This window comes from Nocardia sp. NPDC051900, from assembly GCF_044452545.1.
Lineage (GTDB): Bacteria > Actinomycetota > Actinomycetes > Mycobacteriales > Mycobacteriaceae > Nocardia > Nocardia sichangensis.
Window position 1 is genome coordinate 79,210 of record NZ_JBITBU010000019.1, and the last position, 21,759, is coordinate 100,968.

A 21,759-nucleotide genomic window follows, 5' to 3' on the forward strand; every position below is an offset into this window, starting at 1 on the left:
TCTGGACAGCGTCATAAATGACGACAGCGGGACCGCCCCGCCACACCGACACGAAGGAGCACCCATATGACCATCGACCAGCGCTCGACCCACCGCACCCGCCGCTTCGCCCGCGCCATGGCGATCGCCGCAGCACCCGCCCTGCTGGGCATGGGGCTGCTGACGGCCGGCGCGGCCCAGGCCGGCCAGGACCCCAACCTACCGACCTGCTCCTGGCCCAACCTGGCATGCGGGCCGCAAACCAACCTGACTCCCGGCGGCCAGACCAACCTCACCCCCGGCAACGCGGCCAGCGCCACCAGCATCCCCGCCGACCGCACTCCGGGCGGGCCCCACCGGCCGCCTCACGTCCGGCCGATCGCGGGGTAGCGCCAGTTGATGATCACGGTGCGTACGTGCGACCCCGCCGCACTCGAGCGGGGTCGCGGCGAAGTCCGGTGACCATGTGGGTCGGACGCTATCGCGAATCACTCAAAGAAATCACCCCGATGTTGAGATTCTTCTTCAGCAGCCCCGGGTCCATCTTTTCGGAACTGATGCCTCCGATCGTCTCGTACATACGAAAGTAGTCGAGGACGGAGATTCCAGCTACCTCACGTCGATTGTCAGGTACGCGGCCCCCCTGGAGGACAGATGCTTCGAGGTTGCTCGGATCGTTGCCGCGGCTCAGCAGGGCCAGTCGCGCAGTAGATTCACTCGCAAGCAGAGATCCGGCGCCATCGACGAACACCGCTGCTCGGGTTCCGAATTTCAACGGATGCGCGGAGCCGATCGCAATACCGGCACGTAAGTAGTCGAACCCGAAGTTGACAGTGCCGTAAGTGATTTCGGAATCATATCCTCGACGTAGAGATTCGGGAGGCTGCCCGGCAAGGTTGACGCCCACGTTCGAACCCAAAAAGTGGTACACCCGACCGGCCCATGCCGCGGTAGTAATGGCGACCTCCTCGTTCTTCGTCACGACATGAATTCCCTCGTCAGCAATGGCCCTCAAATACACCGACAAGATCAGAGCCGGAGTACTGTCACGCGGCTTCATCTCTACCATATTTCCGATATAAGCGGCCGCCGCGCCCATGATCTGGAGCTTGCTCTGCCGGTAAGACAGAACTCGGCTGGACGCTTCGCGGCCGACAGCGAAAGTCTCCATCAAGAATTCATCGAGAGTTTCTCCGGAGTCGTACCGATCGCGGAATTCGTCCGTCTTTTCGCGGAGCTCGCCGTCCGCAAGCGCTTCCATCTCCGGCGAAGTAGCCAAGACCTGATCGGCCAGGTGACTCAGACGTTCGATCATCTTTGCAGACCTTCGGCGGCGAAATGCATCCAACAGACCGAACTCGGCCGAAGGACGATTCCTGACTTCTACTCGGCGCGCATGCTCTCTCCGTTCGCGGCGTGACGCCGGGGCGGGCCTGCTGTGTACGACGACTGGAGGACGACCGCCGACAGTGCCGACTCGCGTAGGCGCATACGCGACCCGGAGCACTTGTAGTGCGGCGTCGGCCAAGGATCGACAATCCGGATAACGGTCAACGGGTTCTTTTGCCATTGCTTTCGCAATTATGCCGTCCAGCGCCGGCGGGATCGCCGGATTGATTCGACTCGGCCGTGGTGGCGGCTCGTAGATGTGAGCGTGCATGACCGCGGGATCATGGTCTCGGGGAAAAGGAACTTTTCCAGTGATCATTCGGAAGAAGCTGCAGCCGAGAGAGTAGACGTCCGCTCTGCTGTCCACCTCTCCCCCGAGGATCCGCTCCGGTGCCATATAGGCCATAGTGCCGTGGACCGTCCCCGTGGCCGTGAGGTTTGTGGGACTGAGCAGATTTCGCGCTATGCCGAAATCTGAAATCCAAAGCCGCTCTACGCCGGAATCGGACTGTATGAGGAAATTAGCGGGCTTGATATCGCGATGCAGAATTCCCGCGCGGTGCGCATAGTCGAGACCGCTGGAAGCCTGTATCAGCAGGCCGACCGCCCGGTCCGGAGTCAATCCCGAGTTGCTGGCGAGTTCCTCACAGTTGACGCCGTCTATGAACCGCATTGCTAGCCACAGCTGCCCGCCATCGTCGCCATGGCCGAGAATATCGACGATATTGGGATGATGCAGCGTTGCCGCGAGCTCGGCTTCGAGCCGAAATCTCTCGACAGCCACACGAAATTCATCCAGTTCTTTGCGAGTTCGGCCGGGCTCAGCCTCGAGAACCTTCAGTGCGACAGGCGACGATCCGTCGTCATACGCCAGGTAAACCGTGCCCTGGGCTCCCGCTCCCAGCGTTCGCTCGATCGTGAATCCGGCCAACCTGTCACCACGCTCAAGCATAATGACCGCTTCCCCTCCGATCCGCTGCACGCAAGCGGCTCCAGGACAGCGCCGACTGGACTGCCGGGCTTCTCATACTTTTCTATCACTGTCGCACCAGCCACCGGCTCGGGACAGCGATATGCCGGTTGCACTCCCGATTCGGGGCTGACCGACCTTGCCTGGGCGGATGCTCGACAATTCTGGGCACCGCGCCCAGGAATTCTTGTCAGATGTTCAGCGGAGAGGTCGGGGGGAAGGTGACCGGCAATTCGGTCAGGGCGCGGTGGAAGGGGCCCGGTCGCCAGTCGGGGGTTCGGTTCGGCAGGTTCAGTTCGATCTCCGGCAGTGCGTCGAGGAGTTGGTCGATGGCCTCTTGCGCGATCAGGTAGGCCAGCGGACGCGCGGGGCAGGCGTGCGGGCCGAGACCCCAGGCCAGGTGGGAGCGGTTGCCGGTCAAGTCGCCGGTGCGGATCGCGGGGTCGTTGTTGCACGCGGCCATGCTGATGACGACGGGCTGATGCGCGGGCAACCAGACGTCGTCGATGAGGATCGGGTGACGGGGATAGGTGATCAGCAGGTTCGCCAGTGGCGGGTCGTTGAACAAGACCTCGTCGATGGCATCGCGGGACGACAGGTTTCCGCCGAGGATGCTGTCGCCGAAGCGCTCGTCGGTGAGGATCAGCAGCAGGGTGTTGGTGATCAGGTTCAGCTGGAATTCGATGCCGCTGCCGTACACCTGGGACACGTGGTGCGACGCCTCGACGTCGTCGAGCCGGGCGGGATGCCGCAGCAGTACCGAGGTGATGTCGCGCTGGGGTTCGGCGCGTTTGAGTGTCACGAGGCTCATCAGCGCCTCGCCGAGCATCTGATTGCCCTTCTCGGCGTCGACACCCTCGAGGAGGGCGGCCGTACCGGCGGCGACCTGCGCCCCGATCTCCGGCGGGCAGCCGAGCAGATAGTTCACCGCTTGGAAGACGAGCGGGAACACGTACTGGCGGATCAGCTCGGCGGACCCGTCTTCGCAGAACGAGTTGATCAGCGGGGTGGCCAGTCCTTCCACGACGGAATGGAGGGCATACAGGTCGACCTCGTCGATGCTGGCGGTGATCGCCCCACGGTAGCGGGTGAAATCGGTCCCGGCGCTGCGACTGGCCATGGGCCGCCACTCGAGCAGGGGAAGAATGGGGCAATCCGCGGGGATGTTCTTCTGCCAGGCGCGCGGGTCGGCCGGGAAATGGTCGGGATCGTTGAGGATCCGCACCGCGGTGCCGTAGCCGATCACCAAGGTGGCCGGGACGCCGGGGGCCAACTCCACCGGCGCCAAAGACCCGTAGCGCCTGCGCATCTCGCGGTACACACGGTGCGGATCGGCCGCGAACTCGGGCGAGTACATGGGCACTCGCTGTTCGTCGGATTCGATCGGCGAGCCGTGGAGGACCGGGCACGACTCAGCCGGAGCATGAGATTGCGGCGTACTCAAAGAGCGAACTCCAAACATTGGTGTTGCACAACGTGACTGCTGAACTACCGCTCCCTGCCTGGACACTGCACTGGAGCGAACTCACGGCGACTGTGCCGGAACCAAGCGATGGTATAGCGCGCGTGGACCGTGACCCTCACCGCGGACGAGAACAAGCTTCGCAGAATGCCCGCCGATCCGCTGCGCGGCCGGAATCGACCCGGCCGCGACAACACGGAGGCGGTGGACGAACTCGGGGCTCAGACGCCGAGAGCGTCCAGTGAGTCGTGGTCGTCGATGGCCGTGGTGATTCGCTTCAACAGCGTCAGACAAGTCTCCACCGGCTGCATCTTGGGTTGATACGCCGCCCTGCCGATCGTGAACGCCCACGCCGCGTACGCGAACATGGACTGTTGCCGGTACGCCAGCCACGCGTCCTCGAACGACGGCGCTTGGCCGCCGAGGGCTCCGAGTTCGTCCAGGTAGGCCGCCAGCAGTTCGCGGTCCCAAGCGCGCCGGTCCTCGGGCTCGCATCCCGAATTCACGGTATAGGCGAAGTCGTGTGCCCAGCCTCCCCGCATCACCACCTGCCAGTCGACGAATCCCATTCGCCCGGCGGCGGTTCGATATGTCTGCCCGATGTGCGGGTCACCGTGCAACAGAGTCTGCGGAAGCTCGTTCGTCGCGTTGTCGATCGCACGCTCGACACCGGCCCACAGCCGGTCGGCCTGGTCGTGCAGGGCCTCCGGAACCACCGCCGCGGCGCGGCGCAGGCCGACCTCGCAACGCTTCTTCATGTCGATGGCGGCGAGGTATGCCCGCAGCGCCTCGGTGGTGGTCTTGAGGTCCGCGATCGACGGGTGATTCCAGAAGGTGCGGTGGAGTCGAGCCAGATTGCGCACCAGGTCTTCGATCTGGTCCCGGGCGACCGGGGCGTTCGGCTCGACGAACTGCGCACCACGGGTCGAGGCGATGTCCTCCATCAAGGCGATCGATCGCCAGGACGCGGAATCCGCGGCACCCCAATAGCCGATCGGCGCCTCGATGTCGACCTGGGGGCGGAAGTCACGGAAGAAGCGGGTTTCGCCGTCGATCATCTTCCCGCCACCGAGCAGGATGCGTTGCGAGAAGGCCGTCGTCGTCTTCGCGAAGAGGTCGGTCGGCAAGCCCGCCTGCCGTCCCGCGTCGTTGTAGTCGACGCGAATCGCGACGCGGGTTGATGTTCCGCGGCTGCCGTTCGCGGTTTCGAACGAGAGCACTTCGGCCCCGGGGACATCGCGGCACAGCACGGCCGTCAGCCACTGTGGGGTCAGCGTCTCACCCGACACCGGGACGTCCTCGACGTCGCGCGCCTTCGGCCGGAACACTTTCTCGCCGATGATGTGAGCACCGACCGTGACGGACCGTCCGAGCAACCAGAGCTTGTGGTTCATACGCTTGCCTCGATTCCGGAGTACGACATGACCGCCCGAGCAGCCGGATCGCCGGCGCACGGGTCCGCAGGACAGTAACGCACTCTCGAAACAGCTGTACCGCAATGCGATTGCCGAGCCGATGCGGGCGGTTGCTACTCGGTGGTCGCCTTCTGCGCGATCTTCGTCAGCCGTTCCCAGGCGGGCGAGGTGACTCCGACGGATTCGTTCACCAGGCGGACCAGTTTCGGATCCAGCGCCGGGGTGGTCCGGCCGGCTCCGGTGCGTCTGCCGATGATCCACCGGCGGGTGCGGTCGGCGAGGTCCACCAGCCGCGGGTCGTCGGGGGACCAGTCGAATGCCGCGTCGTAGTCGAGGTAGATGGCCCGGAATCGCGGATCGTCGATGGCGTCGAGCTTGTCGGCGACCCAGTCCGACGCCTGTTCCGGAGCGACCGATTGCAGCAGAATCCAGATGTCGCGCTCCATCCGGACCGCCCGGTCGCTCACCCCGAGTGCGCGCAGGCGCGCGAGGTATTCGGCGACATCGGCGGACACGAACAGTCGATCGCCTGACCCCAGTTCGGCGATCTGCTCGCGGGTGCGGCGGATCTCCTCGGCGCGTTCGGCGAGCATGCGGTCGATCTCGGCGATCGCCGCCGCGAACTCGTCGGAATTGGCGGTCAGCAATTCCTTGATCCGCGCCAGGGGCACGCCGGATCGCGCCAATGTCTTGATCTTGACCAGATCGATGGCGTCCTCGGCGCTGTAGCGGCGATAGCCGGAGGAGTCGCGCGGCGGCTCGGGCAGCAGGCCGCGTTCGTGGTAGACGCGCACGGCCTTGATCGTCACGCCCGCATACCGCGCGAGCTGCCCGATCGTGATCATGCTTGTCTCCCTTCGGTGCCCGCCGCCGTCATCGCACCCGGGCGAACAAGCGACCGGCGAGATCGATTCCGGTCACGGCGGCGGAATCGTCACGGGTGAAGAACCCGCGTTGTCCTTGCAGACCGCCTTCGGTGACGATGTACTCGTCCGCGTCGCCGGCCAGCAGGCCGAGGGTAGCCGGTGGCAGGTCGGGCGGCAGATCGGTCACCGCGGCGGCACGAATCTCGGGTTTGATGGCGCATTCGATCGTCACCCTTGCCCCGTCGGTGTCGAGGGTCAGCCGCATCATCTCGTTCTCGGACTCGGACGCGAGCAACGCGAATCCGTCCACCGGGAGCACGGCCGACACGGTGAGCATGAGCATGGTCCTGCGCGAGAGTCCGTCGTGGCCCATCGCAACCCCTGACGTAGGTTTCGTCGATGCGTCGACGGGCTCGACGTTATCGAGACAACCGTGCCACCCCGTGAACAGTGGTTGAGCTGTGCCGGTCGGTTGGCCGCCGGTTTCCTGAATAGGCCTGTGTTCGCGTCAGCCGCAGTTCACTGAGCATTCGAACAAGCTCGCCGAGCTCGCCGCCGACACCGTCGGCTCGGCGGCCTGGTTGCACAGGCTCACGCCTTCGTCAGCCGGTTGGCGGACATGGAAAAAAGGTTGTCCCAGTGATGATCGAGACGCTGTTTCGCCTCGGTCGGCGGCACGGCGCTCAGCGTGCCGTGCTCGTTTTCGACGAGTAGTTCCCACCTCCGGAGTCTGCGCAGTCCGTCGCGGATCTGGAAATCGAAGGTTGTGCCCCATTGCCGCCGGAACCAGTCCTCCACGCGCCGATCGAGTTCGGTGGCGGTGAGCGGCCGGTCGGCGGTGCGCAGGAAGTGGTATGCCAGCACGGCTTCCTTCACCTCCGAATCCTCGGCGGCACCGAGCAGATGGTGGAACACTCCCGCATCATTGTCGAGGTTGCGGAAATAGAGATGCTCCGACAGCGTCTTCATCAACTTGATCTTGCGGTTCTTGAACTTCGCGAACTGACGCACCAGATAACCGCCGAAGGCAGCCAACCCGGCGCCGAGGGTCACCAGCGTGGCTTGATCCAGCCGCACGGATTCCTCGCGCAACCCCACCCAGAACGCCAGCAGCAAGAGCAGCGGCCCCAGCGAAGCGACCAGCTTGGTGGCGACCACGACGATCCCCGAGACCACCGCGGGCACACCGATCAGCAGTTTGTCCAGTGGCCGCATCCGCACGCGAACGCTGGGATACAGCATCTCGAGGTCGTTTCTCGGGACGTTCTGGAACAACTTCACCAGCACACCGCCGTTGGGCCGATCCGCGACCGCCTCCGCGCGCTCGGTGAACGCGACGTACACCAGAACCTTGCCGTAGCTGATGAATTCGATGCTGCGCCGCCGTAGACCGAACAGCCACCGCACCTGCTCGGTGCGCCGCGCGACCCCGCGGCGGAAGAACATCGCCGTTTCGATGTCGTCAGCGTCGACTTCCAACCGCACCTTCACCAGCGAGTGCTCGGCGAACGCACGATCGATCTCAGCGGCATCGATGCGGGTGAAATCCGCCGACTCGGCCAGCGCGACCAGCTCGCTCTCCACCCGCGCCCGCGCGGCGGCCCGGTGCTCGGGGGTGGCAACGCGGATCGCCCGTTCGTCCTCCGCTGGATCGACCACCTGATAGGCATCGAGCAAAGCCTCACCGCGCACATGGAACTCGTTGTGCACCAACGCCGCCAGCAGACGCGCGAACTCTGTGAACGACTCGCGCTCCGCTTCGGGGAGTTCGTCGGCACACAGCGATATCACCGCGCTCTTACGGAACGGCAGGAAGTGTTCGGCGTCCATCGGCAACTCCTCTCGGCGGACCCGCCCGTCGGTCACAACCCTATGGGGAGGCCGCAATCCACCGCACAGCCGACGGGGTCGGTCCACGACGACGGTGGAGGCGATTCGCGGACGCCTGGCCCGAGCACCGAGGACATCACGATGCAAGATCCGGATTCGCGCTACGCCGCGCAGTTGGCCGGGGTACGCGACCCTGCACGGACCACCACAGTGCACCGCGGATACGCCGAGCGCGGCGGTGGACGTTCGGTCCGCCGCCGCGCTCGATCTGTTCAATTGTTCAGCTCATGTGTTGCGAGGTGCAGCGGATCACTGTCCGGGCTGGCACTGCGGCGGCGGGCCGTCCGGGTGATCACCGGGCGGAGGACCCTGACGGTCACCGGGCGGCGGGCCCTGACGGTCGCCGGGAGGGGGACCCTGGTGGTCGCCGGGGGGCGGGCCCTGGTGGTCACCGGGCGGAGGGCCCTGGTGATCGCCGGGAGGCGGGCATTGCTGTCCGGGCACCGGTCCCTGGGGCGCATCAGCGCCGGCCACACCGGCTCCGATGCCGAGGGCGCCGAGCGCGAGCGCACCGGCCACGGCGCTCATTGCCAGCTTCGATGTGAAACTCATCTGCGTTCCTCCTGTTGTCGGATCAGGTCCGAAACCGTCGGCCACCGCTCTGAGGCCGACACGAGAATCGTTGAGTCTCAACATTTGTCCCTCGTTGGCGGAAGCTGTGTGCCAGCTGTGAACCGACCGGCTTCGCATACCCGCGCCTCCGCCGCGCGAGCCCGTTTCCGCTGGTCGCACCCTCACAGCAAACACATAGCCGCACCACAGCGGACCCCAAGCGTTGCTCGCCATGGTGAAACGATGTCCGCGACGACCACCGGGAACGGGCCGGCCGAACGAATTGTCGTGCGCCGCGCCGACGGCAGCCCGATCACCGTGCTCGTGGTCGACGACGAGCCCGTTTTGGCCGAGATGATGTCGATGGCGTTGCGCTACGAGGGATGGGAGGTCACTACCGCGGGTGACGGCCGGACCGCCGTCGCCAAGACCCGCGAAGCCCGCCCCGATGTGGTGGTGCTCGATGTGATGCTGCCGGACATGACCGGGCTAGAGGTGCTGGGCAAACTACGCGCACAGTATTCGGACCTGCCGGTGCTCCTGCTGACCGCCAAGGACTCGGTCGAGGACCGCATCGCCGGGCTGACCGCGGGCGGCGACGACTACGTCACCAAGCCTTTCAGCATCGAAGAGGTGGTGCTGCGGCTGCGCTCGCTCCTGCGCCGAACCGGCGTCGCCACCGAGAACAGTGACGCGCAGCTGGTGGTCGGTGATCTCGTGCTGGACGAAGACAGTCACGAGGTCACCCGAGCGGGCGAAGTGATCGTCTTGACCTCCACCGAGTTCGAATTGCTCCGGTTCTTCATGCGCAACCCGAAACGGGTACTGAGCAAGGCACAGATTTTGGATCGGGTGTGGAGTTACGACTTCGGCGGCCGGTCCAACATAGTCGAGCTGTATGTCTCCTACTTGCGGAAGAAGATCGACAGTGGACGCGCGCCGATGATCCACACCCTGCGCGGTGCCGGGTATGTCCTCAAGCCCGCAGGCTGAGGCGGCGCGCCGGGTGCTGATGCCACGGCGCTGGTCGCTGCGGGCACGGCTGTTGGTCGGGCAGGTGCTGTTACTGGTGATCGTGGTCGTCGGTATCGGCGCCGCGACCGAATTCGCGCTGCGCCAGTTCCTGGTACACCAACTGGACACCGAACTGATCGATGTGCAGAAGCGTTCGCTCGGCGAGGTCGGCGGTGGCCCGAGCCTAGGCCCCCGCCCCAGCGGTGAGCAGCCGCCGCCGCTGCCTCCACCCCCGCCACCGCCGCCGAACAACGGCCCGGGACCCGACTTCCTCAACCGGCGCGGTATCCAGCCCGACATGATCGGCGCCATCGTCCACGAAGGCAGCGTCACCAAGGCGGGCCGCAACGCGGCCGACGGCACGCAGGAAGCGTTGTCGCGGGCCGCGCAAGAGCAGCTCGCCGCGGTGGCGGCCACCGGGAATCCGGTCGACGTCGATCTCCGCGGCCAGGGGCGGTATCGAGTGGTCGCGGACACCACCTGGTCGGGCGACATCGTGGTCACCGGCCTGCCGTTGACCGCCGTCGACGCGACGCTGTTGCGCGTTCTGTTGATCTTGGCGATCGTCACGGCGGTCGTCTCGATCGTCGCGACACTGGTCGGCATCTGGCTCATCCGGCACGCTCTCGCGCCGCTGGATCGGGTCGCGGCGACGGCCGCGCGGGTGGCCGGACTCGAACTGCGGCGCGGCGAGGTGGTACTGCCCGTCCGGGTTCCGGTCGCGGACGCCGATCCGCGCACCGAGGTCGGACAGCTCGGCGCGGCGGTCAACCGGATGCTCGATCACATCACGGGTGCGTTGTCGGCACGCCACGACAGCGAGACCCGGGTCCGGCAATTCCTCGCCGACGCCAGCCACGAGCTGCGCACCCCGCTGGCCGCCATTCGCGGCTATGCCGAACTGGCACAACGCAAACGAGCCGAGGTGCCCGGCGAGGTGGCCAATGCGATGGCCCGGGTGGAGTCCGAGTCCCGGCGGATGACGGGTCTGGTCGAGGACATGCTGCTGCTGGCCCGGCTGGATTCCGGACGCGGGCTCGAACACGAGCCGGTGGACCTGACCCAGCTCACGGTGGACGCGGTGAGCGACGCGCACATCGCGGGACCAGAACTTCACTGGGATCTGGAGTTGCCCGACGAGCCGGTGGTGACCACCGGTGACGCGGCTCGGCTGCATCAGGTGCTGGCGAACCTGCTGACCAACGCGCGGGTTCACACCGGCCCTGGCACAACGGTGCTCACCTCGCTGGAATTCCACGGCGACGGAGGAGCCGTGCTGCGGGTGACCGACGACGGACCCGGAATCCCGGAGAGCTTGCAGCCGACTGTGTTCCAGCGTTTCGCGCGTGGCGACTCGTCGCGCTCGCGGCGTGCGGGCAGCACCGGCCTCGGTCTGGCGATCGTCGCGGCGGTCGTCAAGGCGCACGGCGGTGACATCTCGGTGGCCAGCGAACCCGGCCACACCACATTCACCATGCGTCTGCCCGGTGCCGGAAGCGGCTAGTCGGCGGACACGGCCTCCCGGATGGCTTTCACGGCGGCGGTCGGGGCGTAGCCGGGGGGGACACCTTCGACGAGGATGAGGTCACCCTCGATGTGCCGGGTGCGCAGCGGTGCGATCTCCCGGTACGCGGGCGAGTCCCACCACGCTCGCGCCTCGGCGATCCCGGGGAAGCCCAGCATCACCACGGCGCCGGGCCAGCTGCCTTCTTTCACCTCGTGCGGTGTCGCGTGCACGAGGTAGTGGCCGCCATACGGCTCGAGGGTCGACGAAAGACGTTCCATGTAGTCCGCGATCTCCGGGTGCGCGGCGGCGTCTTGCAGGTGAGCTATGGCGTAAGCGGTCATAGCGTGATCGTGGCATGGCGATCGACCAGAGTCGATTACCTGCCGGGTAAGCGGCGCTCGTCTCGCGGGGTGTACTGGGGAACCGACGAGCGGCAATACGAGCCCGCACAGAGCGCCCCGACACCGTGGTCACGGCTGGAACCGGTCCGTGGGCGCGGCGGTCGCCGTGCGGCCGTGCACCGGGAGAAGGTGCGGGCGTTTGGCGGTACGTCCGTCGCCGGAGGAGCGTCCGGTGAGCCGCCTACCGAGCCAAGGACCCAGGAAGGTCGCGGCCCAACGCATTTCGCTCATCACCGTGGCCATTCGGGTGCCGGCGGGCAGCGGCGGCGTCAAGGGCGCGGCCCAGCTTTCGTCGGCGCCGGGTAGACCCAAGGCGTGCGCGAGAGCGTCGGCGATGCGCTGATGTCCGAGCGAGTTGGCGTGTAGCCGGTCGGTGCTCCACAGGCGGGGATCGGTGACGGCGGCGTGGTGGGCGGTTTCGGCGAGGACGACGCCGTGCCGTGCCGCCGAGGCGCGGATGCGCTGGTTGAGCGCGGTGACGCGACCGCCGAGCGGGCGCGCGAGCGGGGTGATGCGCGCGAGGTCGGGGAAGGTCAGCGTCGCCACGACCGCGCCGTTGGCGGTGAGGGCGGCGAACATCGCGTCCAAGTGTCCGGCGACCTCGTCGGCGTCGAAATTCGGCCGCAGCAGGTCGTTGACTCCGGCGACCACGGTCGCGAGGTCCGGTCGCAGCGCCAGGGCGGCATCGAGTTGCTCGGCGCGGATCTGCCGGGCGAGTTTGCCCCGAACCGCGAGATTGGCGTAGAGCAGGCCGGGATCGGCCTGCGCGAGGCGTTCGGCGAGGCGGTCGGCCAGGCCGCGCAATCCGGTCCGGTCGTCGCCGTCGCCGACGCCCTCGGTCTGACTGTCGCCGAGCGCGACATAGGTTCGGTAGGTCACAAGCCCAACTCCACATCGGTGATCGGGTAGGCCACACACGAATGGGTGTAATCGAATCGAGCGTCGGAGAGCCGAAGTTTCGCCTCCTCGGCGTTGTGCACCTCACCCTTCAGAATCCGCACCCGGCACAGGCTGCATTCGCCGGAACGGCAGGCGGCCTCGGGACGAATACCGTTGTCTTCCAGAGCGTCCAGTAGTGGACGGTTGCGCGGGGTGCGGAAGGAGGTGTTGCCGACGGTGACGGTGACCTCCTCCGCCGGATCGATACCGGCGGGCCAGTGCGATTGGGCGGTGGGATCGCTCGGCGCGCCGTTGGCCTCGAAACGGATGCGTTTGCGCGGGTGGCCCAGCGCGGTGAGCTGCCCGAGGGCGTAGGGGTACAGCGCCTGCGGGCCGCACACGTAGACCATACGGCCGTCGAGTTCGCCCACCAGCCGGTCGATGGTTTCCGCGGTGAGGAAGCCGGTGGCTCCGGTCCAGCCGGCGGCGGGTTCGGCGATGACATGGTCCACGTCGATGCCGGGGTGGGTGGCGGCGATCTCGTCCAGTTCCGCGCCGAAGATGATGTCGGAGGCGTCGCGGGAGCCGTAGATCAGGTGGAAGGCGCGATCGAGGCCCAGATCGGCGATCTCACGAATCATGCTCATAGCCGGAGCCACGCCCGAACCGCCCGCGAGGAACACCACGTCGTTGCCGTGAAAAAGCGGGTTGTGGTGGAAGGTGCCCATCGGGCCGGTGGTGGTGAGCACCTGCCCGATCTCGGCGGTGTCGACGAGCAGGTTGCTGACGCGTCCGCCGGGGACACGGCGGACGGTGAGGTCGTAGTGGGTCAGCCGGGACGGGCTGGAGGAGATCGCGAACGGGCGGCTGGTGCCGTCGATGAAGACGTTCACGTACTGGCCCGCCAGGAAGGGCGGCAGCTCGAGCCGGTCGGCGCGCTCGAGCCGCAAGGTCTTGGCGGTGGCGGTCTCCTCGATGATCGCGGTGACCACCAACCGCAGCCGCTTGGGGTGGTAGGCGTCGATGGTGGCGCGTGTTTCGGCGGCATAGTCGCGCGTATCGGGGACGCGGGCATCGATCTCGGCGAGGATCTCCGCCGCCCCGTCGAACCGTTCTGCGAGTGGGTGCTTCACGTAGTGTCCTCCGATCAGGCGGCTTTGGAGCGCAGGAGACGGCGGGCGACGCGCGCGCCGGCCTCCAGGGTGGGCTGGAATCCGCCGATCCCGGCCCAGGAGCCGGCCAGATGGAGTCCGGGAACATGGGTTCGGCGTTCGCTGTCGCGGAACAGCCAGCCTTCGGTGGCGTCCTGGTCGTAGCCGTAGATCGCGCCGCCCGGATGCCCCAGGTAGCGCATCATGGTCAACGGTGTCGCGACGTCGACCTCTTCGATGGCGTCGCGGATGCCGGGGGTGACGGTTTCGCACAGGTCGAGCAGGGTTTCGGCGTAGGCGAACTTGGTGCGCGCGTACTCCGATGCGGCGATGTTCTTCCAGATGTCGGCGTACTGCAACGTCATCAGGCTGACGTGCGTGGCGCCGGCGGGCGCGAATCCGATCGGCGCGACATCGTAGGAGCTGACGCAGATGCCCCGCGCGGGCTCGAACGATTTCCATGCCCGGTAGGTGCGGTCGTCGTCGGCGTCCATGTTGACGAACGTCGTGCTGGTGGTGAAACCCAATTCGGCCGGAGTCGCGTCCAGACCCATGTGCAGCACGAAGCCGGAGACACCGATTCGCCTGGTGGCCAGATCGTTGTGCACCTCGGCGGGCACGTCGACGCCTTCGAGCATGCCGTAGGTGGTCGGCAGCGACGCGTTGGAGACGACGTCGGCAGCGGTGACCTCCGAACCGTCTTCCAGCCGCACACCCAGAACCCGGCCGGATTCGGTGAGAACGGCCTCCACGCCGGTGTTGAACCGCACTTCGCCCCCCGCGGCGAGGAAGGCGTCGAGGATGGCGGTGGACATCGCCTGCGACCCACCGCGCACATGCCAGGGCTTGAACTCGAAGTAGGCGAACAGTGTCAGCGCCAGATCCTGGAATCGCAGTCTCGATGGCGGCTGCCCGAGATAGGTCCAGTACATGCCCAGCGCGACCTTGATGCGGTCGTCATCGAAGAACTCGTCGAGCACGTCCTTCAACGGCCGCAATCCGTACTCGAACAGCACCGGGTCGATCTGCTCGACCGGCATCCTCCGCATGGCGGCGATCTGCCAGAAGCTCACCTGCCGGATCAGGTCGAAGAATTTCGCGGCCCGGTCGCGGTTGCCGGGGAACTCGGCCTCGATGGCGGCGACCGCGCCGTCCCAGTCCGCGGGCAAGGTGAGATCCAGCCGACCGGGAATCACGGCACGATAGAGGTCGTGTTCCTGCACGAACTCCAGCTTGTCGGCGATGCCGAGTTGCCGGAACAGCCCTTCTCGCAACGACATCGGCTGCCCATCGACGCCAACGCCGGACAGCTGGTGCAACGCGACCTCGAACTCGAACCGTCCACGGCGAAAGGATGTTCCGCAGCCACCGGGAATATTGTGCCGCTCGAGCAAGAGGGTTCGCGCGCCCGCGCGCTGCAGGGTCGCGGCGGCGGTCAGCCCGGCATTGCCCGCGCCGATGACGATGGCGTCGTAGTCGCTCACGCGCCGGCGGCTTCCCGCTCGAGCTGCGCGGCGGCCTCGGCCTTGATCCGCTCGAACTGCTCACCCATACGCGCCGCGAGGGCCTGTGCCGCCGAGAGCGGACGCACCATGACCATGAAGTCGTCGATCTTGCCCTCCTCGTCGAAGTGCAGGAAGTCGCAGCCGGTCAGCCGCTTGCCGTCGACGGTGGCCTCGAACACGAACGCGTGATCACGACCGTTCGCGTCGGCGATCTCGCGCACATAGCGGAAATCTTCGAACACGCGGATCACCGCGCGCAGGATGGCCGCGGTGATCGCCTTGCCCGGGTACGGCTGGAATGCCACCGGACTGGTGAACACCACGTTGTCGGCCAGCAGCGCCTCGATGGCGGCCTCGTCACGAGCTTCCACGGCTACGCGGAAGGGGTGCATCTCCCACCTCCTATACTCAAGAAATTTAATAGGTGACTTGAACCGTATCCAGGTCGAGTCGACCTGTCCATAGCTCGAAGGACAGATATTTGATTAATCTTCTCGAGTGGTAGCCTGAGCCGATGGCGCTACGTAACGCGGTGCTGGCCGCCCTGCTCGAGGGCGAGGCTTCCGGCTACGACCTGGCCAAGAGCTTCGACGCCTCGGTGGCCAACTTCTGGATGGCCACGCCCCAGCAGCTGTACAAGGAGCTGGAGCGGATGGCGGCCGATGGCCTCATCGAGACCCGGGTCGTGCAGCAGGAGCGCAGGCCCAACAAGCGCCTGCACGCCATCACCCCCGCCGGGCGCGCGGCTCTCCACGAATTCGTCGAGAAGCCGGCGAAGCCCACCGCCATCCGCGACGAGATGATGGTGAAGGTGCAGGGCATGGACGTCGAGGACGCCCCCGCCGTGCGTGCCGCGGTAGCGGACAAGCTGGAGTGGTCCAAGTCGAAACTGGCCCGCTACGAACGCCTGCGTTCCCGGTTGCTGGACGGCCGCAGCGAGCAGGCGTACCTGGCCGAGGCCGAGCGAGTCGGCCCCTATCTCACACTGCTGCGCGGAATCTCCTTCGAGCAGGAGAACATTCGATGGGGAGAGTTCACGCTGTCGGTGATCGATCGGCGGATCGCCGCGCACGTGTGACCGTCGCGGCGAAAAGCCCACACCACCAGCCGATACGGCGTTCTTTCTACACCGCCGCTCGGGCCGGTTCCGGTTCGCGGTCCTCGATCCGCTCGGTCGCGCTCGCCCGCGCGAGTGGACTTACCCGATGCAGCGCCGCGTATCCCACGCTCGCCAAGACCAGCGCGACGAACACCCCCAGGTTGCTGCTGCCCAGGCCACCCGCGCGGGCGGCGGGCGTGAACAGGTAGCCGAGCAGCGGGCCGACATGCGGATCGGGCGAGGTGACCAAGCCGAGCCCGGCGATGGTCGCGACGATCAGACAGCCGACCCCGACGCGGTTCACCTTGCCGTAGCCGCCGACCGGGCTGTACAGGGCCGTCCGGTCGTAGCCGACGCGGCGACGCTGCCACAGGTCGACCACGAAGATTCCGGTCCATGCGGCCATCACCACACCGGTGGTGGTCAGGAACGCCTGGAACGGAGCGAAGAACCCGGGGGCCGCGAATGCCACATAGCCGCCGGCAGCGGCGATCAGGGCCGCGTCGATCAGAACGGTGTAGTGCCGGGATATCCGGACGCCCAACGTCTGCAGCGCGAGCCCGGAGGAGTAGAGGCCGATGATCGAGCCCGACACGAAGCCCACCAGCGCCAGGATCAGGTAGGGCACCAGAAACCAGGTGGGCAAGTGGGCCGACAGCGCGCTGATCGGATCGGTGGCCGCCGTCGCCGCGATGTCCGGATCCCCCGCCGCGAGCACCGTGCCGAGTCCCATCAGAACGAGGGCGGGAGCGGTGCCACCGAACGTGATCCAGCCGACCAGCGCGCGTTTGCCTGCGGCGCGGGGCAGGTAGCGGGTGTAGTCGGCCGCGCAGTTGACCCAGCTCAAGCCCAGCGTGTTGGCGACCAGCATCACCCCGCCCACGAACGCGCCCACGCTGACCTGTCCGTGCGTCGCGAACGAGATCCTGGGCAGCGTCAGCACTACATAGACCACCGACAGCGCGGTGAATGCGAGGGCGAACCACTTCTGGATCCGCAGGATCACGTGACAGCCGTAGATTCCGATCACCGTGGTCACCACGATGACAGTGACGAGAGTGACGACCATGAGCGGCGCGGTGTCCATATCCGGGTCGAGCCGGTGCGCCACCGTGCGGGCCGCGAGGGTCGCCAGCACCGCCGAGAAGGTCTCCCATCCGACCAACGCCAGGTAGCTCAGCAGTGCCGGAATCTTGTTGCCGTGGAATCCGAACGCGGCGCGGCCGGCCACCATGGTCGCCGCTCCCCCTTGCTGCCCGGCCAACGACACCAGGCCGAGCAGGAGGAAGGAGAGCACCGCGCCCACCGCGGCGGCCAGCGCCGCCACATGCCAGTCCAGGCCGAGTGCGGTGACGTACGGACCGAACGACACCAGGACCACATTGCAGCTGGTGCCCGCCCACGGCCAGAACAAGGCGCGTGGCTTGCCTCGACGTTCCTCGTCCGCGACCCATTCGGCGCCCTTGCGCTCGACGGACCAGTCCGACGGTTCTGCTGAACTCCCGACCATGTCGAATCCCATCGTCGAGGTGGGAGGAACCGCCGACCCAGTCTCACCACCGTGCACCTATATAACGTGCCGTTATGTGTTGGCCCATTGTAAGTGCGAGAACGCCGATGGGGAACCAAAGTTGATAACACAACCAAAACCACAGCGCGGTGGCTTCACGGCGTTGGAAGCACCCGTGGACTGGTGACAGATGAGCGGCCGTGCGGTCGTCAGCTCACTAATGCCTGCGGCGACAGTGTCTTCAGCATCCCGTTCGCCCAGCGCAGTTGCCGCAGCGTTTGCGGGTGGCAGCGCTGACAGAGGTCGACCAATTCGAGGTCCTGTGCCGCTTGGGCTCCTTGGGCCAGCAGTTCCCAGTCGAGGGACACGCCCGCCGCGACGCGGTGCAGACGGCGCAGATCGGCGAGCAGAAGCAGGGCCGGTTCCGGCCGACGGCCCAACCGGGCGCTCAGACGTTCCTGCAGAGCCGCGCCGAGGGCGTCGGTGCGGGGCTCGGGGCGCAGCTTCAGCCCGTATCGGCGGCCCGCGTCGGCAAGGTCGGCGATGTGGTCGAGGGACCAGCGCCGAATGTCCAACGCCACGTGCCGGATTTCGTGTTCGGTGACGTGGCGTGCGGAGATCGCGGACAACTCCCGGGCGAGTTTGCGCTCGGATCGGTGCAATTCGCGCAGCGCGATGCGGAGTTTCATCGGTTCGGGACCTCGAGCAGTTCGTCGTCGAGTGCCGCGGTCCCGCCCACGGTGGCGGCGATCCCCGACGTGATCGGCGCGGACGCGGTGGCGGTGGGGGCAGGCGCCGGATGCCCGTCGGCGCCCGCGAGCCGTTCGAGCTTGGCGGCGGCGGTCTTGAAGATCGGCTGTTTGGAGGCGGGATCCCAGTCGGTGATGGTCATTTCGTTGGCTGCCCGCTCGCGCTCAGCGGCGGGCTCGTCCCAGTAGCCGTAGTGGAACGGCACGAACAGCACGCCCGTGCGAATGCCGGTGATCCGCGCCCGTGCCCGGATCGCGCCGCGCGGCGAGGAGATCCGCACCATATCGCCTTCGGCCACGCCGAGTTTCGTCGCGTCCTCGGTAGACAGTTCCACCCACACCTGCGGGGCGGCCGCCTGCAACTGCGGCGCACGCGCCGTCTTGGTGCGAGTGTGGAAGTGGTAGAGGGTGCGGCCGGTGATCAGGGCGAAGGGATAGTCGTCGCCGGGCTGCTCGTGCGGCGGAACATAGCGGGCGGCCTTGATGATCGCCTTGCCATCGGGATTGAGCGCGCGATACTCGGTCGGTTCCACCGGCGTTCCCGTGACCAGGTCCTTGCCGTAGCTTTCGCAGTACTGCGGGGAAGCGAAGAACTCGCCGTTTTCATACAGTCGCTCGGCCCCGTCGGGATGCTCGTCGTTGCAGGGCCATTGGATGCCGCTGCCGCCACGCAGGCGTTCGTAGGTGATCCCGGTGTAGTCGCAGGGCCGCCCGGCACTGCACTTCTTCCAAGCCTCGAACGCCGATTCCGGGTCGCGCCACGGCGGCAATGGGTCGCCGTCTTTGTCCCGGAAGTCCATGCGCCGGGCGTAGTCGAGGAAGATGTCCAGGTCCGCTCGCGCCTGACCGGGTGGGTCGATCGCTTTGTCGGAGATGTGCACGGTCCGATCGGCGTTGGTGAAGGTGCCGATCTTCTCGCCCCAGGTCGCCGCGGGAAGGACGACGTCGGCGAGTTCGGCGGTTTCGGTCCGGAACAGATCCTGCACCACCAGAAACAGTCTCTCCTGAGCGAGAATGGACCGGATGCGGCCCAATTGCGGCAGTGACACCGCCGGATTGGTGGCGCTGATCCACAGCATTCGAATCGTGCCCTGCTCCGCGTAGCGGAAGATCTGCATCGCGTGCGTCGGGGGCGCGTAGTGCGGAATCCGGTGCGTCTCGATGTTCCACAGCTTCGCCAATTCGGCGACGTGCTCGTCGTTGGCCCAATTGCGGAAACCGGCCAAGTCGCCGTCCGCCCCGCACTCCCGGGTGTTCTCGGCGGTGGGTTGGCCGTTCATCTGCAATATCCCGCACCCTGGCTTGCCGAGCATCCCGCGCAGGATGTGAATGTTGTTGACCTGCACCGCAGCCGCCGTCGCCTGGTGGGATTGGTAGAAGCCCTGCAACACGGTCGACAGCAGTCGTCGCGCGGTGCCCACCAACTCGGCCGCCCTGCGCACGTCCGCGGCGGCGACGCCGCAGATCTCGGCCACCCGCTCCGGGGTGTAGGCGGCCACCGTCGAGGCCAATTCGTCGAATCCGACGGCGTGGGCGTCGATGTAGTCGCGGTCGATCCAGTCGTGCTCGATGATCTCGCGCAGCAATCCGTTCATCAGCGCGACATTCGTTCCCGGCAGCGGAGCCAGATGCACGGTCGCGGCCTTGGCTACGGGCGTCGGGCGCGGATCGACGCACAGCAACGCCGGGGGTTGCGCTCCGGCCAGGCGGTCGAGCATGCGAGTCCACAGGACGGTCTGGGTTTCGGCGACGTTGTGTCCGAACAACGCGATGACGTCGGCGTGGTCGACATCGGTGTAGCTGCCGGGCTGGCCGTCACTGGCGAACGACTCTTTGAGTGCCTGGGCCGCGGTGGCGGTGCACAACCGCGTGTTGCCGTCGAGATGGTTGGTGCCGATCGCCCCGTGCGCGATCACACCGAGGGTGTAGTACTCCTCCAGGAACAGCTGCCCGCTGGTGTAGAAACCCAGCGCACTGGGCCCCTGCTCGGCGAGCAGCTCCTTGCTGCGCTGGACGACGCGGTTCATCGCCGTGTCCCAGTCGGTCTCGACCAAGCGCCCGCCGACACGGATCAACGGCCTGGTCAGCCGGTCGGGTGACGCGTTCGCCTGCCATCCGAACAGGTCTTTCGGGCCGAGCCGACCGTGATTGACCCGGTCTCCCGCGCGTCCACGGACCCCGACGATGCCGCCGTCCTTGACGGCGATGTCCAGCGCATCACCGTTGCTGTGCAGGATCGACGCCGACTGTACCCACTCGTCGACGTCCTGCTCCCGAACTCCGTCCGCCAGATGCATGTCCACGCGGGCGGGCCACGGCTTTCCCGGTTCGTACGGCGTCCGGTGGCCCCAGGGTTCGGCTATGCGGTCGTGCCTGATCACGACCCGCGCATACCCCACACATGGTGCGGCAAACAGAGTCGGCGGGGTCGTGCCACACTGGCGTAGATGGAGCGAGCGAACGCTTTCCACGACGAGAGATCCGCACCCACCGCCGGTGGGGAGAGCACTCGCACGGTGATCGTCGCCTTCGGCGCGAACGTCGCGGTGGCGGTGGCCAAAACGGTCGCCGCGACGCTGTCCGGCTCGGCGTCCATGGTCGCCGAAGCCGCACATTCCTGGGCGGACACCGGCAACCAGATCTTCCTGCTCGTAGCCAACCGTCGAAGCGCTCGCACCGCGGACGCGAAACGACCCCTCGGGTACGGACGCGAGGCATATGTCTGGTCGTTGCTGGCGGCGGTGGGACTGTTCGTCGCGGGCGCCGCGGTGTCGGTGTGGCACGGGATCACCGAACTGCTACACGAAGGTCGAGGTGGACAGGATTACGCGATCGCCTACCTCGTGCTCGGAATCGCCTTCGTATTGGAGGGAACCTCGTGGCTACAGGCCACGCGGCAACTCGGCGGCGAGGCCGAGAGCTTCGATCAAGACATCCTCGAGTACGTACTGAAGACCTCCGATCCGACTTTGCGCGCGGTTTTCGCGGAGGACAGCGCCGCACTGATCGGCATCGTCATCGCCTTCGCGGGAATGGGGCTGCACCAGCTCACCGGCGCGGCGGCCTGGGACGCACTCGGATCGGTGCTCGTCGGCGTGCTGCTCGGGGTGATCGCCGTAGTGCTCATCGACCGTAACCGGCGCTTCCTGACCGGTGAGCCCGCCTCGCCCGAACTCCGCGCCGCCGCGGCGGCCCGCATCGAGGAGATGCCCGAAGTGGCCTCGGTGCGCTTCGTGCGCCTGGAATACGTCGGCCCTCGGCAGGTCTTCCTCGTCGCGAGCGTCGACCTGGTCGGCGACCCGGCCGAGTCGAGCATCGCCCTCACGCTGCGCGCGCTCGAGCGCGAACTCGAACGCAACCCGCATATCGCCGACGCGGTCCTCACGATCGCCGCTCCCGAGAACGACTGAAGCCGAGTAAC

Annotated in this window: 20 protein-coding genes; 5 read left to right on the top strand and 15 right to left on the bottom strand. The window is 66.7% G+C overall.

Annotation, left to right across the window (positions count from 1 at the left end; translation table 11 throughout):
- Positions 1–66: 66 nt before the first annotated feature.
- Entirely contained in the window at positions 67–369 is a 303-nt protein-coding gene (locus ACIA5H_RS28480) for a hypothetical protein (RefSeq protein WP_397078531.1), read from the top strand.
- 88 nt (positions 370–457) lie between these two features.
- Here the strand turns inward: ACIA5H_RS28480 and ACIA5H_RS28485 are convergent, their stop codons facing one another.
- From ACIA5H_RS28485 to ACIA5H_RS28515, 7 genes are all read right to left on the bottom strand, one after another.
- On the bottom strand, positions 458–2,350 hold the full coding sequence (locus ACIA5H_RS28485; RefSeq protein ID WP_397078533.1) for a protein kinase: 1,893 nt from the start codon (positions 2,348–2,350) through the stop codon (positions 458–460).
- 178 nt (positions 2,351–2,528) lie between these two features.
- Positions 2,529–3,800, bottom strand: a complete 1,272-nt coding sequence (locus ACIA5H_RS28490) for a cytochrome P450 (protein ID WP_397078535.1) — start codon at positions 3,798–3,800, stop codon at positions 2,529–2,531.
- Positions 3,801–4,021: 221 nt separating this feature from the next.
- Positions 4,022–5,194: an aminoglycoside phosphotransferase family protein gene (locus ACIA5H_RS28495; RefSeq protein WP_379252592.1), complete on the bottom strand. Its 1,173-nt coding sequence runs from the start codon at positions 5,192–5,194 to the stop codon at positions 4,022–4,024.
- 134 nt (positions 5,195–5,328) lie between these two features.
- The gene (locus ACIA5H_RS28500; protein ID WP_397078538.1) at positions 5,329–6,060 is read right to left on the bottom strand and encodes a MerR family transcriptional regulator; all 732 of its coding nucleotides are present in this window, start codon (positions 6,058–6,060) and stop codon (positions 5,329–5,331) included.
- A 28-nt stretch (positions 6,061–6,088) separates the two neighbouring features.
- Positions 6,089–6,454 carry a hypothetical protein gene (locus ACIA5H_RS28505; protein WP_379252590.1) on the bottom strand — a complete coding sequence of 122 codons (366 nt, stop codon included), beginning with the start codon at positions 6,452–6,454 and terminating at the stop codon, positions 6,089–6,091.
- A 218-nt stretch (positions 6,455–6,672) separates the two neighbouring features.
- Positions 6,673–7,911 (bottom strand): TMEM143 family protein, encoded by a 1,239-nt coding sequence (locus ACIA5H_RS28510; protein ID WP_397078541.1) that lies wholly within the window; start codon positions 7,909–7,911, stop codon positions 6,673–6,675.
- A gap of 309 nt (positions 7,912–8,220) precedes the next feature.
- Positions 8,221–8,523 (bottom strand): hypothetical protein, encoded by a 303-nt coding sequence (locus ACIA5H_RS28515; protein WP_355081378.1) that lies wholly within the window; start codon positions 8,521–8,523, stop codon positions 8,221–8,223.
- Positions 8,524–8,811: 288 nt separating this feature from the next.
- Between ACIA5H_RS28515 and ACIA5H_RS28520 the strand changes: the two genes are divergently transcribed.
- Positions 8,812–9,516, top strand: coding sequence for a response regulator transcription factor (locus ACIA5H_RS28520; protein WP_397078675.1), 705 nt, complete (start codon positions 8,812–8,814; stop codon positions 9,514–9,516).
- A complete protein-coding gene (locus ACIA5H_RS28525; protein ID WP_397078544.1) occupies positions 9,494–11,041 on the top strand; it encodes a sensor histidine kinase in 1,548 nt (515 codons plus the stop codon). The genes ACIA5H_RS28520 and ACIA5H_RS28525 overlap by 23 nt, the downstream gene beginning before the upstream one ends.
- Here ACIA5H_RS28525 and ACIA5H_RS28530 read toward each other — a convergent pair.
- The 5 genes from ACIA5H_RS28530 to ACIA5H_RS28550 all read right to left on the bottom strand — a co-directional run bounded on the left by ACIA5H_RS28530 (position 11,038) and on the right by ACIA5H_RS28550 (position 15,372).
- Positions 11,038–11,385 (bottom strand): DUF1330 domain-containing protein, encoded by a 348-nt coding sequence (locus ACIA5H_RS28530; RefSeq protein WP_355081382.1) that lies wholly within the window; start codon positions 11,383–11,385, stop codon positions 11,038–11,040. The genes ACIA5H_RS28525 and ACIA5H_RS28530 overlap by 4 nt on opposite strands.
- Positions 11,386–11,514: 129 nt before the next feature.
- A complete protein-coding gene (locus ACIA5H_RS28535; protein WP_397078546.1) occupies positions 11,515–12,324 on the bottom strand; it encodes an SGNH/GDSL hydrolase family protein in 810 nt (269 codons plus the stop codon).
- The gene (locus ACIA5H_RS28540; RefSeq protein ID WP_397078548.1) at positions 12,321–13,457 is read right to left on the bottom strand and encodes a 2Fe-2S iron-sulfur cluster-binding protein; all 1,137 of its coding nucleotides are present in this window, start codon (positions 13,455–13,457) and stop codon (positions 12,321–12,323) included. The genes ACIA5H_RS28535 and ACIA5H_RS28540 overlap by 4 nt, the downstream gene beginning before the upstream one ends.
- A gap of 14 nt (positions 13,458–13,471) precedes the next feature.
- Positions 13,472–14,959 (bottom strand): phytoene desaturase family protein, encoded by a 1,488-nt coding sequence (locus tag ACIA5H_RS28545; RefSeq protein ID WP_397078550.1) that lies wholly within the window; start codon positions 14,957–14,959, stop codon positions 13,472–13,474.
- Entirely contained in the window at positions 14,956–15,372 is a 417-nt protein-coding gene (locus ACIA5H_RS28550; protein WP_397078552.1) for a nuclear transport factor 2 family protein, read from the bottom strand. The genes ACIA5H_RS28545 and ACIA5H_RS28550 overlap by 4 nt, the downstream gene beginning before the upstream one ends.
- Before the next feature lie 122 nt (positions 15,373–15,494).
- Between ACIA5H_RS28550 and ACIA5H_RS28555 the strand changes: the two genes are divergently transcribed.
- Entirely contained in the window at positions 15,495–16,058 is a 564-nt protein-coding gene (locus ACIA5H_RS28555; RefSeq protein WP_355080075.1) for a PadR family transcriptional regulator, read from the top strand.
- Between the two features lie 46 nt (positions 16,059–16,104).
- Here ACIA5H_RS28555 and ACIA5H_RS28560 read toward each other — a convergent pair whose 3' ends face one another.
- From ACIA5H_RS28560 to ACIA5H_RS28570, 3 genes are all read right to left on the bottom strand, one after another.
- On the bottom strand, positions 16,105–17,589 hold the full coding sequence (locus ACIA5H_RS28560; RefSeq protein ID WP_397078554.1) for a purine-cytosine permease family protein: 1,485 nt from the start codon (positions 17,587–17,589) through the stop codon (positions 16,105–16,107).
- Positions 17,590–17,798: 209 nt separating this feature from the next.
- Complete coding sequence (locus tag ACIA5H_RS28565) at positions 17,799–18,278, bottom strand: hypothetical protein (protein ID WP_397078556.1); 480 nt, start codon at positions 18,276–18,278, stop codon at positions 17,799–17,801.
- Positions 18,275–20,716, bottom strand: a complete 2,442-nt coding sequence (locus ACIA5H_RS28570) for a molybdopterin oxidoreductase family protein (protein ID WP_397078677.1) — start codon at positions 20,714–20,716, stop codon at positions 18,275–18,277. Before ACIA5H_RS28570 ends, ACIA5H_RS28565 begins: the two co-directional genes overlap by 4 nt.
- A 69-nt stretch (positions 20,717–20,785) precedes the next feature.
- Here ACIA5H_RS28570 and ACIA5H_RS28575 point away from each other — a divergent pair, with 69 nt between their 5' ends.
- A complete protein-coding gene (locus ACIA5H_RS28575) occupies positions 20,786–21,748 on the top strand; it encodes a cation diffusion facilitator family transporter (RefSeq protein ID WP_397078558.1) in 963 nt (320 codons plus the stop codon).
- The last annotated feature ends 11 nt before the right edge of the window (positions 21,749–21,759 follow it).